The 16123-nt window shown below is 50.6% G+C and carries 13 protein-coding genes; 10 read left to right on the forward strand and 3 right to left on the reverse strand.

Annotated features, from left to right (window positions below; genetic code table 11):
- Positions 1 to 10: 10 nt before the first annotated feature.
- Complete coding sequence (locus tag VFG09_02375; protein ID HET6513978.1) at positions 11 to 568, reverse strand: LemA family protein; 558 nt, start codon at positions 566 to 568, stop codon at positions 11 to 13.
- 193 nt (positions 569 to 761) lie between these two features.
- Between VFG09_02375 and galU the strand changes: the two genes are divergently transcribed.
- The 7 genes from galU (at position 762) to VFG09_02410 (ending at position 8206) form a co-directional block, all read left to right on the forward strand.
- Complete coding sequence (gene galU / locus VFG09_02380) at positions 762 to 1676, forward strand: UTP--glucose-1-phosphate uridylyltransferase GalU (protein ID HET6513979.1); 915 nt, start codon at positions 762 to 764, stop codon at positions 1674 to 1676.
- A 48-nt stretch (positions 1677 to 1724) separates the two neighbouring features.
- On the forward strand, positions 1725 to 2114 hold the full coding sequence (locus VFG09_02385) for an Hsp20/alpha crystallin family protein (protein HET6513980.1): 390 nt from the start codon (positions 1725 to 1727) through the stop codon (positions 2112 to 2114).
- 23 nt (positions 2115 to 2137) lie between these two features.
- On the forward strand, positions 2138 to 4507 hold the full coding sequence (gene lon / locus VFG09_02390; GenBank protein ID HET6513981.1) for an endopeptidase La: 2370 nt from the start codon (positions 2138 to 2140) through the stop codon (positions 4505 to 4507).
- 73 nt (positions 4508 to 4580) lie between these two features.
- A complete protein-coding gene (thiL, locus tag VFG09_02395; protein ID HET6513982.1) occupies positions 4581 to 5564 on the forward strand; it encodes a thiamine-phosphate kinase in 984 nt (327 codons plus the stop codon).
- Positions 5555 to 5983: a DUF2062 domain-containing protein gene (locus VFG09_02400; protein ID HET6513983.1), complete on the forward strand. Its 429-nt coding sequence runs from the start codon at positions 5555 to 5557 to the stop codon at positions 5981 to 5983. The genes thiL and VFG09_02400 overlap by 10 nt, the downstream gene beginning before the upstream one ends.
- Positions 5976 to 7367 carry a 30S ribosomal protein S12 methylthiotransferase RimO gene (gene rimO / locus VFG09_02405; GenBank protein HET6513984.1) on the forward strand — a complete coding sequence of 464 codons (1392 nt, stop codon included), beginning with the start codon at positions 5976 to 5978 and terminating at the stop codon, positions 7365 to 7367. Before VFG09_02400 ends, rimO begins: the two co-directional genes overlap by 8 nt.
- Positions 7364 to 8206, forward strand: coding sequence for a site-2 protease family protein (locus VFG09_02410; protein ID HET6513985.1), 843 nt, complete (start codon positions 7364 to 7366; stop codon positions 8204 to 8206). Before rimO ends, VFG09_02410 begins: the two co-directional genes overlap by 4 nt.
- 582 nt (positions 8207 to 8788) lie before the next feature.
- On the opposite strand, the gene VFG09_02415 is transcribed toward VFG09_02410, so the two are convergent.
- The gene (locus VFG09_02415) at positions 8789 to 12847 is read right to left on the reverse strand and encodes a DUF4082 domain-containing protein (GenBank protein HET6513986.1); all 4059 of its coding nucleotides are present in this window, start codon (positions 12845 to 12847) and stop codon (positions 8789 to 8791) included.
- A gap of 818 nt (positions 12848 to 13665) precedes the next feature.
- Here VFG09_02415 and VFG09_02420 point away from each other — a divergent pair.
- A complete protein-coding gene (locus VFG09_02420) occupies positions 13666 to 13863 on the forward strand; it encodes a type II toxin-antitoxin system HicB family antitoxin (protein HET6513987.1) in 198 nt (65 codons plus the stop codon).
- A gap of 1 nt (position 13864) precedes the next feature.
- Positions 13865 to 14074 (forward strand): type II toxin-antitoxin system HicA family toxin, encoded by a 210-nt coding sequence (locus VFG09_02425; GenBank protein HET6513988.1) that lies wholly within the window; start codon positions 13865 to 13867, stop codon positions 14072 to 14074.
- 309 nt (positions 14075 to 14383) lie between these two features.
- On the opposite strand, the gene VFG09_02430 is transcribed toward VFG09_02425, so the two are convergent.
- A complete protein-coding gene (locus VFG09_02430; GenBank protein HET6513989.1) occupies positions 14384 to 14812 on the reverse strand; it encodes a LytTR family DNA-binding domain-containing protein in 429 nt (142 codons plus the stop codon).
- A 405-nt stretch (positions 14813 to 15217) separates the two neighbouring features.
- Between VFG09_02430 and VFG09_02435 the strand changes: the two genes are divergently transcribed.
- On the forward strand, positions 15218 to 16120 hold the full coding sequence (locus tag VFG09_02435; protein ID HET6513990.1) for a DUF362 domain-containing protein: 903 nt from the start codon (positions 15218 to 15220) through the stop codon (positions 16118 to 16120).
- Positions 16121 to 16123: the final 3 nt, after the last annotated feature.

The following is a 16123-nucleotide window of genomic DNA, read 5'->3' on the forward strand; positions in this document are numbered from 1 at the left end:
CTTACCAGCTTCATCGTGGCTCCGCCTTTATTGCTTGCGTCTCAGGTCCAAAGGACTCGGCCTTGTGAAATCTGAACAGCGTTGCGATCATGCTTGAAGGGAAAGATTCGATGATAGCATTCAGATCCCTAACAATGGCATTGTAAACTCTTCCCGCCTTTTCTATCTTCTTACCAGTCTCTTCCCATTGACGCCGGATCCGGAGGAAGCCGGTATATGCCGCAAGTTCTGGATATGCCTCAGCAAGAGAAAAAAGAGTCTTCAGGGTCTCCGCAAAGATTTTTTCGGTTGTCCCTTTCTCGGCAGGCGATGATGCCTTCATCGCTGCTGACCGAGCTTTCGATAGGTTCTCGATAGCTGCCATCTCATGTGGGGCATGACTTTTGACCACTTCGCCAAGATCGGGCACAAGGTCATACCTTACTTGCAACAGGACGTTGAGATCGATCCATGAGGATTTTGCAGCATTTCTCAGAAAGGCCATTTTGTTATAGATCGCTATGCTGAGAGCCGCAAGAAGAACCGTGAAACCTGTGAAGATTCCGAATAATGCCGCTGTTCCTTCCATTGCTTTCCCCCTTCTCGATAGATGACAGGGAAATCTTAGCAGATTTCAGGAGAAGGGTAAAGTCACATCCAGTCTCCTTGATTTATCAAGGATTTTTGCGTAAAATACAGGGAGACATGCAGGGCCCGGATAGTGCAGCCATCCGGCCAGGATCAGGGGTGTCAGTAATGAAAGAAAGGGCAAGAGAAAGACCATGGAATACCGAGTGAAAAAGGCGATATTTCCAGCTGCCGGACTGGGCACAAGGTTTTTACCGGCTACAAAGGCTTCGCCGAAGGAGATGCTGCCCATTGTGGACAAGCCCATGATCCAGTACGCCGTGGAGGAGGCGATATACTGCGGTATCGAGGAAATCATCGTTATAACCGGTAAGCACAAGCGCGCCATAGAGGACCACTTTGACTCTGCCTACGAACTTGAAGAGAAGCTCAAGGTCGACGGGAAGAAGAAACTCCTCGATGAGGTCAAAAAGCTGAGCCATATTAATCTCGCCTATATCCGTCAGGGCGTTGCCCTCGGCCTTGGCCATGCGATACTCTGTGCAAAACCCTTTGTCCGCGACGAACCCTTTGCCGTGATCCTGAGCGATGATGTCATCGAACCTGATTACCACCTCCTGAAGGACATGATCAGGGTCTATGAGGAAGTAGACTGTCCTGTCATCGCGCTGGAGGAGGTGCCCGATTCCGATGTCTCGCGCTACGGCATCATTGACGGCGTTCCGGAAGGCGATGTTTACAGGATTTCAAGTCTTGTCGAAAAACCGAAAAAAGAAGAGGCTCCTTCCAATCTCGCTATCATAGGGCGGTATATCCTCACCCCCGACATCTTCAGGATCCTCGAGAGACAGAGGGCCGGCGCCGGCGGGGAGATTCAGCTCACTGATGCCTTAAAAGAGCTCCTCAAGAAACGGTCCATCTTCGGCTACCCGATCAAGGGCAGGAGATATGACGCCGGAGATAAGGTCGGTTTCTTAAAGGCCACCGTCGATTTTGCCTTAAAGAACCCTGAAGTCTCCGGTCCTTTCACGGCTTACATCAAAGAAGTGGCTGAAGGGCTATCATCAGGGAAGGTCAGGGAAAGGGCTGTGAGAGGCAGGGCCTTATGACCGGTAGTTCTGTGATGTTTCCGGCGTGATCAAGAAGGTGTTGCGAATATGTCACTGAGAAGTGTCGTCTATTTTGAGAATGAAACGGCCCGTTACCAGCCGTTTGTAGACGTCTATGAGGCAGATGACAATCTCGTCTTCGAAATAGAATTACCGGGAATCAACCCTGAAGATGTTCTCATCAAGGTTCTCGACGATTTTGTCATCATCGAGGGTGTCAAAAGAGAGCGGCGCGAAGGAATGAGGACAAATTACCTGTGCATGGAAAGAAAGTTTTCGAGTTTCAGGAGGATGCTCAAGATCCCGACACCGGTGAACACCGTGGCGGGAAAGGCGTCTTACAGCGAAGGAGTTGTGATCTTACGGTTTCCCAAGATTAGGAACAAGGTCATCAAGATACGAATAGAACCTAACCAAGGAGGGTTTCTTGGTCGTTGACCACGGAAACGAGAGTGAGGGACATGGCTGAACTAGAACAGAAAGATGAGCAAGAAGTCGAGATTCCTGATACCTTGCCGGTGCTCCCGGTACGAGATATTGTGGTCTTCCCTTACATGATCCTGCCGTTGTTTGTGGGCCGGGAGATGTCTATCAAGGCCATTGACCATGCACTGAGTACAAACAGGATGGTCATGCTTCTCACGCAGAGGGACCTGAATGTCGAGAACCCCACACCGGAAGAACTCTATACCACAGGGACTGTCGGTATCATTATGAGGATGCTCAAGCTTCCTGACGGAAGGGTGAAGATACTCGTTCAGGGTCTCAGCAAGGCCAGGGTGCTGGAGTTTACGCAGACAGAGCCCTTTAGCACGGTTACAATCGAGAGGATGACGGACCAGAAGGTGGAAGAGATGACCATCGAGGTTGAGGCGATTATACGGACCGTAAAAGAACAGCTCGACAAGGCCGTGTCCCTTGGCAAGACAATCCTGCCTGATATTATGGTCGTCGTCGAGAACCTGGAAGATCCCGGAAGGCTGGCAGATCTTGTTGCGTCGAACCTCGGATTGAAGACCGAGCAGGCCCAGGAAGTCCTGGAGATCACCGATCCAATTCAGAGGCTGAAACGCGTGAGCGAGATCCTCAACAGAGAGATTGAATTGCTCATGGTCCAGCAAAAGATCCAGACAGAGGCGAGAGGAGAGATCGACAAGACCCAGAGGGAATACTTCCTCAGGGAGCAGCTGAAGGCGATACAGAAGGAGTTGGGCGAGATAGACGAAAGGGCGGAAGAGATACGGGAGTTCAAGAAGAAGATCGAAGAAGCCAAGATACCTGAGAAAGTCATGAAGGAGGCTGAGAAGCAGCTGAGGCGTCTCGAAAAAATGCACCCTGACAGTGCCGAGGCCGCGACGGTGAGGACCTATCTTGAGTGGATCGTCGAGATTCCCTGGTCGAAGACGACAAAGGACAACCTCAACATAAAGGCTGCTGAGAAGGTCCTGAACAAGGACCACTACGACCTCGAAAAGGTGAAGGAGAGGATCCTCGAATATCTTAGCGTCAGAAAGCTGAAGGAGAAGATGAAAGGGCCGATTCTCTGCTTCATCGGTCCTCCCGGAGTTGGAAAGACGTCGCTCGGCAAGTCCATAGCGCGCTCCCTCGGCAGGGAGTTCGTGAGGATGTCCCTGGGAGGTGTAAGGGACGAGGCAGAGATAAGGGGTCACAGGAGGACCTACGTTGGAGCGCTGCCGGGAAGGATTATACAGGGCATGAAACAGGCCGGCACGAATAACCCCGTCTTTATGCTCGATGAAATAGACAAGATCGGCATGGATTTTAGGGGAGACCCTTCATCGGCCCTCCTTGAAGTCCTCGATCCCGAGCAGAACTTTTCCTTTGTTGATCATTACCTTGCCGTGCCGTTCGACCTGTCAAACGTGATGTTTATCACGACAGGCAATCTCGTTGACACCATACCGGGGCCGCTCCGTGACAGGATGGAGATCATCTATCTGTCGGGATATACTGCCGAGGAGAAACTCGGTATCGCCGAGAATTATCTTGTGCCAAAACAGTTGGAGGAACACGGGATCACCAGGAAGATCCTGAAGCTCAGCGACAAGGCGATCCTTCAGGTGATCTCGCAGTATACAAGGGAAGCGGGCGTTCGGAACCTCGAGCGGGAGATAGCAAACCTATGCAGAAAGGTTGCAAAGAGGATAGCAGAAGGACAGTCCAAGAAGTTTGTGGTGACGACGAAGAACCTTCACAGGTTTTTGGGGGTACCGAAATATCTTCCTGAAGAAGAGATGGAAAAGGATGAGGTGGGCGTGTCCACAGGCCTTGCCTGGACAGAAACGGGGGGTGACATTATCTACATCGAGGCGACAACAATGAAGGGCAAAGGCAGTCTGACGCTGACTGGACAGTTGGGAGATGTGATGAAGGAGTCTGCGCAGGCAGCACTCAGTTATGTGCGTTCCCGCGCCAAAAGCCTCGGTATCAGCGATGATGTCTTTTCAAAAACAGATATACACATCCATGTGCCTGCCGGCGCGATTCCGAAGGACGGACCTTCTGCCGGGATAACCATGGCAACAGCCATTGCCTCGGCCTTCACGGGAAAACCCGTGAGCAAACACATCGCCATGACCGGTGAGGTGACACTCCGAGGGAGGGTTCTGCCTATCGGCGGACTCAAGGAGAAGACACTGGCTGCAAAGAGGATGGGGATCAAGAGAGTTGTCATACCTTCGAGGAACAGGAAGGACCTTGAAGACATCCCGAAATACATAAAGAAAGATATGGAATTTATCTTTGCTGATACCATGGAGGACGTCCTGAAGGTTTCCCTGAAGGTGAACAGAAAGGGGAAAGATCGATAGTCCGTGGCAGGCAGTTGGCAATGAAGGGATTCCCTCGCTTCCCCCTGGCCTCGTTGCTGTACGTCATGTGACAATGAAGATCGCTGAAATAGGGGAAGTGTCCCTTCTTAGAGGGATACGGGAGAAATTCGGGGCGCCATCACGGGGTATTATCGCCGGTATCGGCGATGACTGTGCTGTTTTGCGTCCTTCCTATGGGAACCTTCTCCTGACTACCGATATGATGGTCGAAGGGGTCCATTTCGACCGCCGGCTCATCACTCCCTATCAGCTGGGCTTCAAGATCGTATCTGTCAATGTCAGCGACATTTACGCGACGGGAGGCAGGCCGAGGTTTCTCCTCCTCGACGTAGCTATGGGTAGCGATATGGACAAGAGATTTCTCGAAGACTTTCTTGACGGTGTCGGGGATGCTATGGCACGGTATGGAGTGAAACTTGTGGGCGGCGACCTTTCCGCATCCAGGAGAGGCATCGTGACAGCAGGGACGCTTCTTGGATACTCGAAGAGACCCATTCTGCGTTCCGGCGCCCGACCGGGTGACCGGATATATGTTTCCGGCAACCTCGGTGACTCGGCATGCGGTCTTCACCTCCTGAAAAGCATAAAGAGGCCTGTCCCTGTAGAGTCGGGCGCTAGGATAGACAGGCCGATGAAATGGAGGACGATGAAACCTCTCCTGGCAAGACATCTCTTGCCGGAAGCCAGAAATCCCGGCCCCTTCTCGAGACATGCTACGGCAATGATAGACGTCAGCGATGGGCTGTTCATAGATCTTTCGAGGCTCTGTGATGAGAGCAGGGTCGGGGCCTTGGTCTGTCTGAAGGAGATTCCGCTTTCGCCCGAGATGAGGAAGGCTGCTTCAGCTTTGGGTCTGGAGCCTTACGGCCTCGCTTCGTCAGGGGGAGAAGACTATGAGCTCCTCTTCACGGCACGTCCTGAGAAGAAGATAAATGCCTGCTGCATTGGAGAGATCACCGAGTCGGAGCGAATTGTTATCGACATCGATGGTACTGAGAAACCGTTGACTCCGGAGGGATACGAACATTGGCATTAGGTGACAGGCTCAAGTTACTCTTCAGCATCAAGGACACCCCACACAGGTTGGCCCTGGCCTTCGCCCTCGGCGTTTTCATCGGCATGTCCCCCCTCCTCGGGGTTCACACCGTTATGGGGATTCTGATCGCTTGGATCTTCAGGCTGAACAGGATTGCGACTATCGTGGGTGTCTACGTAACGAACCCCTGGACGATCGTCCCCATATATACTTTCAGCACATGGGTCGGGGCAAAGTGTCTCGGCATGAACAGAATACTCCCCGATGTTGACTGGAGCCATATGACCTTCAGCCTCTTGTTGGGAGATCTTCGCCCCCTCCTTAAGCCTTTTGTTACAGGGACTCTTCTCATAGGGGCGATCTCTTCGGTTTTGGGATATATCATTATCTTCAGGATAGCAAAGAGGACAGATGGATAAGATATCGATCGTCAGCCTGGGATGTCCAAAAAACCGCGTAGATTCTGAGGACCTTCTCAAACATCTCAGGGAAGAGGGTTTCATTCATACCCCGGAACCTGAGGATGCTGATCTTGTCTTCGTGAATACCTGCGGCTTTATCGAGGATGCGAAGAGGGAGTCAATTGAGGAGATCCTTAAGCTGAAGGCACTCAAGGAAAAAGGGAAACAACTCCTCGTCTTTGGCTGTCTTGCCCAAAGATACAGGGACGACCTTTTGACAGAGATCCCTGAAATTGATGGCCTGTGGGGCGTGGGTGAGGAAGGGAAGATCCTCGAGTATTGCAGAAACATAAAGGGGAGAGATGAAGGGTTCGAGTCCGGCTGCGCGAAGGCCATGTCCCGTCCTGCTGCCTCATCTTCTGGCGTATCTTCCTTTGCCTATCTCAAGATAGCTGACGGCTGCAATCGGGGCTGTACCTTCTGCGTCATACCGTCCATAAGGGGCCCCTTCAGGAGCATGAGACCCGATGATATCCTGAGAAGGGCTGAGAGTTTTATCCTCTCAGGCGTCAGGGAGCTTGTTCTCGTTGCACAGGACATAGGAAATTACGGAAGGGAGTTCGGAGGGTACACGCTGCCGTCTCTTTTGAAAGATATCTCGTCTATAAGCGGAGATTTCTGGATTCGCCTCCTCTATCTTTATCCAACGGCCATCAGTGATGAGCTCTTGTCTGTCGTCGCTTATGAGCCGAAGATCTGCAAGTACCTCGACATTCCTCTACAACACTCGGAAGACAGGATTCTAAGGGCCATGGGAAGAGGCGGAACGAGGAAATGGCATAAGGCCGAAATCGAGAAGATAAGGGAATCGATCCCTGATATTACTCTCAGAACAACTCTGATCGTTGGCTTCCCCGGAGAGACTGAAGAGGATTTTGATGGCCTGAAGGATTTTGTCGAAGAGGTTAGGTTCGAGAGGCTCGGGGTCTTCACGTACTCGAGAGAAGAAGGGTCAGCGGCATACGGGATGAAGGGCAATGTCCCGAAGAAGATCAGAGAGAGAAGGCGCGACGAGATTATGCGTATCCAGTCCGTTATATCACTCGAGAAGAATAAGGCCCTTGTGGGGAAGAGGTTCAGGGCCCTCGTCGATGATGTTGAGGGAGGGATAACCATCGGAAGACTCTCTTCCCAGGCCCCTGAAATAGACGGCGTCGTCTTTCTTGGAGATGGCGGGCCGGATGACCCTTCACAATCCAAGACGTACCGTCTGAAACCTGGCGATTTCAGGGCTGTAGAAATTGTGAATGCCTTTGATTATGACCTGAAGGGGGTTTTGCTTGATGGTCCCATGAAATACGAAGAGGGAAACCGTCAATCTGAAATCACGGACCAGAGATGAAAAAATTTCCCTACCTTCACATGCTCCTTTTCATTCTGACCTTCATCTCGACGATGGTGGCAGGTGCACTTCTTCAGAAGGGGATCGATATCCTGAAAGAACCCTTGCGGGTATTCGAGGGACTCCCTTTTTCTCTGACCCTCATGACCATTCTCCTCAGTCATGAACTCTCCCACTACTTCGCCTCGAGGAGACACCATACGAAGGCCACGCTGCCCTATTTTATTCCTGCCCCTTCATTCATAGGAACCTTCGGCGCTTTTATCAAGATGAAGTCTCCGATCGTTACAAGAAAGGCGTTGATAGACATAGGCGCTTCAGGCCCGATTGCCGGCTTTGTCCTCTCCGTCATTGCCGCAATCATCGGACTGAACTACTCTACGGTGGTCCCTCTCACAGAAACGAAAGAGGCTGTTCTCGGTCTCGGAGACTCTCTGCTCTTTTCTCTCATTTCGCGTGCTGTGCTCGGCGTTCCTCCGGAGACCCATGAGATACTCCTCCATCCTGTCGCCTTTGCTGGCTGGATCGGTCTCTTCGTTACCTCACTCAATCTCATTCCTATAGGTCAGCTCGACGGAGGGCATATAGCGTATGCCTTTCTTGGCGAAAGGCAGAGGCTTCTGTCAGTAACGCTCGTTGTGACCCTTCTCCTCGTCGGATTCTTTTTCTGGGAGGGATGGCTTATCTGGGGGGCTATTATGCTCGTCCTCGGATTGAAACACCCTCCGGTGATTTACTGGGAGGTCCCCCTGGACCACAGGAGGAGGCTGATCGGCGTTCTCACACTGATCATCTTCGTCATCACCTTCATGCCCTCTCCCTTCAAACTCGCGGATTGAGCGTCACATTTTTGACCATATGGAGATCGCACATCCACGTCAGGGGTGGAATCTTCGTGTAATCGCACATACGAAACAGTTAAAAAAGCCGGCTTCCTACCTGCTTGAGACAAGAGATGAAAGCGATGGGTTAAGCCTGGCAGGCTAATCCATAGTGAATAAAGAAAAGTCTTGACAAGAGGCAATTGTAAATGATATGGTGTGTATGGGGTGATGGTTGGCGACTTTGGATTGAAGGAGAAGGTGAGGATTCATTGAACAACATTGGCCATGGAGGGCGACATGAATGATCCGGTTTGTGCTTCTTGCACATCGAGGCGTGAATTTCTTAAACAGGCGTGTAAAGCGACAGGATACATAGTCCCCTTGGTCGTCGGCTTCAAACTGGGCTCTCTCGACGCCTGGGCTGCTGACTATGGTAGAAGCACCAATACCAAAGAAACCACAAACACGCACTGTAACAGTACTATCGAGAAGATTTTCAACCCTTCTTGCTGGTAAGTTCTGTAATCGCTTCACGAGGAGTCCGTGATCCATCATTTCTCTGCCACTGTCAGACTCGAAGCTCTTCACATTTTTCACCTAAGGCGTAAACACGACATCCACCCAGTAGTTGGCTCCACCTTTACCGGCCGTCGGCTGATTCGGGAAACTGCTGCTTGAACTGTATTTATAGACACCGTTGTAGCCATCCGTCCCGTCCTGCAAGGCCCGAAGGGGTGGATTGTAAACGCTGGAAGTGGCGAATGACGTACCGTCCCAGGCATAATGCCCGGTATTCGTATGATAGGATGCAACATACGTCATGTTCGCCGTGATCGCAACAGGGTTCGTCAAGGTAGCCTGCTGCCAGCCTGAGGTTGTCTCATTGGTGAAGGTCACGCTCCCAAGGAGTGTTCCCGTGCTCGTCCAGAGATTGCCGATATGGGTGCCGGTGTTCCCCGCTCCCTTGTAAAAGCGTATTCCTGTGATATAGCCGTTCGTATCAGACCGGAATTTCACCCCCACTTCCACGGCATTGAGGTCATTGACCGATGTGTAGGTCGGTGTCACTGTGTTACTCCAGATGCTATACGTAGAGGTCCTGAGGGTAAAGGTGGCGGTGCATGTCTTGGGAGCGGTCATAGTTACCATTGTTGAATTGCTTGTACCGGAACAGTCTCCGCTCCAAGAACTGAAGACATAGCCGGTGTTGGACGCAGCGCTCAGGCTAAGCGCCGCACTTGAATCATAAAAGCCGCTGCTGGGGCTAATACTACCAGCCCCCGACGGGCTTACTGAGGTGGTAAGTTCATATTGAGTCGTAAAATTGGCAGTGTACGTCATCGCCGATGCTGGCGTTATAATCGTATGCGTTTGTGGACCATTGTCACTCCATGAAGAAAATGCATATTGTGTTCCTGGCCCACCATCTTTGGGAGAGGTTACACTGAGCGCGTGGTTAGAGCCTTCTGGCCAGTAGAAGGTCTTAGGGGCTGTATAGGTAGTGCCATCCACAGTGATCAGGATTCCGGAAGGAGCAGTGGTTATAGTGAACGGAAGAATTGTAGGGTACTCGTAGGCACCCATATCTGTTATGGCCATACCATCACCGTTTCCATCCGATGGTCTGGGGTATCCCATAATATCAGATGTGGGAGCACCATCATTTGTCCCAGTATCGATGCAGGGTGAGCCCGCGGTCAATCGGAAGTCGCCTGCAGCAGCGTTTACAAAGAGTGGATCTGCACTGATATTGCCTCCTGAGTCAGTATAGGTTGCTCCTGTGATATCTCCTATGTCGGAGTATGAGATGGTTATACTTGGCGGACAAGTTGACCACGGTTGGCAAACATCATTTATGAATAAGTTATGCGCGCTATTGCCCCATATTATGCTATTAACGGCGGTCATTTCGAGCCCCTCTCGCAGACCGTAATGACCGTGTTCATCAAACCAACCCAATGTTTCAACCCCATTGGAGGAGTTCTTAACAATTGTGTTGTTCACCAAAGTCACGCCCGTATAAGAGTCGCCTCCCCTGTACGATGTGACATATATCCCTACACCGTTTCCATATATGACGCTGTTAGTGAGGGTTCCAAGCGCGGTTTTGGGTCCTATCGCAGGCTCAAAAAATGAAGAGATGACTATACCGTAATTGGTATGGCCGGTAATAATACTATTAGTTAGTGAAAGGCCAGCATTGTTACAAAGTATTCCGATACTTCCATTTCGGATTGTAAAACCACTGACACTAACGGTGACGTCGAAAATATCAAAGACTGTGTCTTTAAGGCCATCGATAATAGTTAGAGAGGGGTCTTGAGACCTTGATGTAAATGTAGAATCCCAACCGCCTTCAAGAGTCGCACCTATTCCGCCCAACTGTATATATTCATAGTATATCCCTTGAGCAACCTTAATTGTTCTTGACCCAGAGACGGACCAATCAATGCTGTCAAGTGCAGTCTGAATCGAGGAAAAACATGGCGTGTTCCCGCCACACGAACCCTGTGGCGCTACAAACAGGGTTGCAGCCGATGTCTTCGTCAAGGATTCCAGTACAGCATTGATTCCTCCTTTATCATATGGCTCAGTAACTGTCACAAGGTCGGCGTCTGGGAAATTCGTCTTGTTGTTGTACCATTGGCCCTTATATTTGTATTGTGGGGGGGGGGTATAAGGATTGAATCCATGACCTTCTTGAAAAAAGACCTTATAGCTTCCCGTCGGTATCCCCAAGATTGTGTAATAGCCCTGCTCGTCAGCTTTAGTCGAATACCATGCTGTACCGTTATAAGCGGATATCTGAACAGGGATGCCAAGGCCGTCGGCATTTGTGACCCTTCCAGATATACTGCCGAGCCTTCTTAATACGGCATCTATCCCTGTTGTTGCATATGGCGCAGTTACAGTGATCAAGTCGGCACTACTTTGATCTGCCTTGTCATTGTACCATTCTGTTAAATATCCCAGTTTATCAAACCTGACTATATAGCTTCCATTCGGAAGAACTGCACTGTAATAGCCATTCGCATCTGTCCAAGCACCGTAATACGTCGAGACGCCATCGTATATATCAACATACACGTCTTGTATACCTATGCCGTTCGCATCAGTCACTCGCCCTGTAATGCCTCCACTCGCAAGAACGCTTGAAAGTTTAACGGTCTGCCAGAGAGACGCATTCTCAAAAGCGCCTGTAGTAATGTTCGGCCACATAACAGATGTGTAAGAGTCGGCATTTTTATCATTGACAGCAAAACTCATTCGTAGGGCTGAATCAGCTGCCGGCGCATTGGAAAGTCCGATAGAAGTCCAAGGGATTCTTATCTCAACAGTATACTTTGTATCAGTGTCCGTATTGTTGTTGATCGTCCCGTATACTTTGACCGCTGACTGCCAGGTGCCGTTCCATGATGAAGTGGGCGTCCCCGAAGCGGTGCCCCGAGAATCATATTGGGTATTCAAGATGTTCACGATGCCATGATAATCATCAGGAAGCATGTAAGGCACATTAGGATTGCCTGATCCTCCACCGTCACCGAGGGTGTCTATGAACCATTCTACCGAGTCGTCATTCCAGACACCACCGTCTCTCGTCGTAACCGAAGCATTTAATTGCGTGTCGGTTACCTCATAAGCGAGATAGAGCGCCTGATCATCCCAAAGGGCTCTGACGGTAGCGGTATTCCCACCTGTGGGAAAAGAGAGCGCCATGGTATTTGCATCCTGGTACTCTGATAAGTCCCCGTCAATGATTGGCGGCGTCCCAGTTTTCAAAATGCCGAAGGCCCCATCGAACTTCTGGATGCGATGGTTAAACGTATCGGCAACATAGAGATTGCCGGAGTTGTCCACCGCCACTCCCGACGGATAATAAAAATGGCAGTTGTCATAACCGGCAGCACCAGTCACCCCAAGGGTGCCGAGATAGGCCCCCACAGAGTTAAACTTCTGGATTCGCTGGTTCCACGTGTCGGCAACATAGAGATTGCCCGAGTTGTCCACCGCCACTCCTGATGGAAGATTAAAATGGCTGTCGTCAGAACCGGAAATACCAAGCGTGCTGAGATAAACCCCTGTGGAATTGAATTTCTCGATTCTATCGTTAATTGTATCGGCGACATAGAGATTGCCGGAGTTATCCACCGCCACTCCCAGTGGATCATTAAAGAAACCCAAGGTGCTGACATAGACCCCAGCCGAATTGAATTTCTGGATGCGCCAGTTATACGTATCCGCAACATAGAGATTGCCGGAGTTGTCCACCGCCACTCCTGACGGAAGATTAAAATGGCTGTTGTCAGAACCGGAAATACCACTCTCCCCAAGGGTGCTGACATACTGAATCGACGTGGCCGATACATCCGCATTCATTATTCCACTGATGAATAAAGCAAGGAGAATTGCTTCTGCCATGCGCAAGAAAACCGCCTTGAATAAAGCCACTCCACAGTAAGATACAAGTGACGAAAACGTAAGCCTACGAGCTGTGTTTAATGACAGAAATCTGCGCCAGATCTTTCTCCCTCGCATGGTGGGGCCTGTGAGAGCTTCCTTCTTCCCTGGAATAGCGGTTTTTGCTCTGGCTGATGTCGCCGGGCATAGATTACTGTAAAGAACACTTCCTCCCATTTCCTCTTTTCCCCTTTTCATGTCTTCATCCCCCTTGCATCGTTCTATATTGGCTATAAGTGTCACTCAGTGCATCGCTGACATCGCAAAGTGCCCATGTTGCTGATGATGGTGAAACAACAAGAAGTTAGGAATTCCCGATGAATTTTGAACGCCATCTTTCCATCAGTTTTCGGGCTACTCTTGATCAACGCTTGGCTCCCCCTTCACATCAAGAGAAACAAAAAAACCGAGCATACCTCAGGTTACCCCTTCGGCAGCTCGGCCATCTTTTTAAAAAGATCCGCTGCTTTCCGCCCCCTCCTCAGTTGGAAAACAGAAAGTCGGCCTAATGAATGCTTTTCTTCTCATCTCCTATCTCTCTCTTTTGACCTTGATGTTCAAAACTGTCCCTTCGCAAAGACCGGTGTAGCTGAAGTTTGCTGTGGCTTCGCTCACAACAATCATGTTCAGAAGTTGTGCTTAGTCAGGTCTTTCACTCCCCCTGAGGATATCTCACGACGCTGAGCTTAAGGTCTTCCACCGGCGGCGTCTGAGAGCGCTGGCTATACGACCAGTGACTTCTCCCCATTTAAGATCAGCTTACTCAATATCAACTCTTCTCGCAACTTTCTTGTGACGAACGGGCGGTTTTCGGTGACGAACGGACTTGACGAGGGTTCCCTTCTCGTCCCTGTCCGCATCGGTCATCTTTAATGGTGTCTCCCTACCTTCTATTAAACGAATGAATTCACACGAAGACCCGGAGATAATCCTTTATTCCTGTCTCTTGCTCCAGTTTGCTGAGAACCTGTTCCTGCGTTTTGACAGGGAGATTCTTGATGTGCTAAATTTCTACTATGAAATACACAGTAGTCGTTAACAAGACCGAATACGGATATGATGTACACTGTCCGGCGTTGCCCGGATGCCACAGCCAAGGTGAAACGCTTGAAGAAGCCATCGAGAATATCAAAGATGCCATCACGACGTACCTTCACATGATTGAAGAGGAGACAAAGGACTCCACTGTGTATCATGTAGAGGTACCCGCATAGCGTGATTTTCACTGATGTCTCTGCTGAGCGGGCAGTAAGAGCATTCAGCAAGGTTGGATTCAGAACAGTCACTCGCGGCAAGCACATCGGCATGTCCGACGGGACTCACCGTATAACGATTCCTGACCATAAAAGACTGAATCCCTATACCCTCAAAGCTATCATCAAAGATGCCGGGCTGACCGACGAGGAATTCAAAGAACTTCTTTAGCTCCAAACTCTGTTCGAACGTTATCCCCTTGCTACCCGCACATCCCCTCCAAGGGTGAGGGGATGATAAGGACTGGCTTATAAGGTTTGACAAAGCGCTCAAGGCCATACGCGCCAAGACCGCAGGATTTTCGACAGAGAAAATCGAAGCGGATGTCGAAGAAGCTGTAAAAGAAGTTCGCAGAAGAAGACGTGCCTGTTAAGGCTGTCGTAGACACAAACATTTGGGTTTCCGCCTTGGTAGCTCCTCTTGGAACCGCCGCATTACCGTCATCTCCCTGTCAAAGTTTCTGGCTCTCATAAGTAAGTCCTAACCCTTCCCCTTCCAACGCTCCCTAAGGAGACCCATAGCCCTCTTTGAAACGGGAACAGGGCCAAGCTTCTTGCTGTCGAAGAAGGCTGTCCCTGTCCCATTCGCTTCCTTTCTCAGCAGAGCTACGCGGTCCGGATTCAGGGCATAACTTCGGTGGACCCTAAGGAGACTTGCTCCTGCGTACTTCTTGATAATCTCTTTAAGAACGCCCCGGATGTGGAATGTCTTTTCATCGGTAGAGATCCTGCAGTAGTTGCCCTCGCAGCCGATGAAGCAGACCGTCTCAGGGTCAACAAAGGACACACCGCCTTTCTCGACGATGGGCAGCCTGACGTGGTCCGTCACTCTCCGCTTCGGGAAGTGCTTTGGCGGCGTCACTTCTGAGAGGGTCGCGACAAAGAGACGGGTCGGGGGAGAGGTCTTCAAATCAAGCCGGAGGAAGATTAATGGTTAGCCTTTTCTCTATAGTTGCATATGATTTTTGTATGAAAACTCAAGAACCCTTGAACATTGCCCATTTGCTTTCAGATTTGCATCAGTGGAGGAATGCACCAAATGTGAAGTCCTGTTTGGGCCTTTGCAGTCATACCGGCGAAGGTCGGTATCCAGTGACTTTCCCCGGAATAGAAGAACGTCGCTGGATTCCGGGTCAAGCCCGGAATGACGGAAAAGACTCATCATATGCAACATTAGCCTTTCGACAGGCAGGCTTGTAACCGAATGGGCACGGTCCCTTACGATTGTCTTACGAGAACTGCAGGGTGTATCATAGGGAAGATATCGTTAACACAAGGAACGAACAAAAAGAACCTGCACCTGAAAGGAGCATCTGTGAACAGGCGGGAGTTTTTGAAGCTGGCTGCAGCGAGCGGTATCGGTCTTTCCCTTCCCCTCGGTCTCGACACCTTGTACGATACCACAGAGGCTGCCATGAATACGGACCTTGTAGTTGCTCACGGTACATCTCCCGCAAGGATTACGAGGGCCGCTCTTGATGCGGTGGGAGGAATGAAGAGGTTTGTTTCGAGAGGGGACATCGTCGTTGTGAAGCCGAACATGGCCTGGGACAGGCTGCCCGAGCAGGCGGCGAATACGAACCCTGAGGTTGTGGCGACGGTTGTGGCCCTCTGTTACGAGGCAGGAGCAAAGAAGGTGAAGCTCTTCGACAGACCTGTCAATGACCCGAGGAGAAGCTATGTTCAGAGCGGCATTCCTGAGGCCGTCAAAGCTTTTGGGGCCGAGGTCGAATACACAGACGACAGGAAATTCAGGGAGATGAAGATAGGAGGTGAGGCGATCAAGTCCTGGCCTCTCTATGCGGACATTTTTGAAGCCGATAAAATCATCAATATCCCGATCGCAAAGCATCACAGCCTTGCAAATCTTACGATGTCAATGAAGAACTGGATGGGCGTTATGGGTGGACTGCGGAGATCCATACACCAGAGGCTCGATGAGAGCCTTGCAGACCTTACCCTGGTTATCAAGCCCACGCTTACGGTCCTCGATGCGGTGAGGATACTCACGGCAAATGGTCCGCAGGGCGGAGACCTTACGGACGTAAAAAGGCTCGATACCGTAGTTGTCGGCGTTGATCAGGTGGCGATCGATTCGTATGGGGCAACGCTCTTCGGCATGAAGGGGAGCGATTTGGGATATGTGAGAATTGCCGACAAGCGCGGTCTCGGCACCATGGACCTTGGGAAGCTGAAGATCAGGAAGATTAACCTTTAGGGC

Source organism: Thermodesulfovibrionales bacterium, from assembly GCA_035686305.1.
Lineage (GTDB): Bacteria > Nitrospirota > Thermodesulfovibrionia > Thermodesulfovibrionales > UBA9159 > DASRZP01.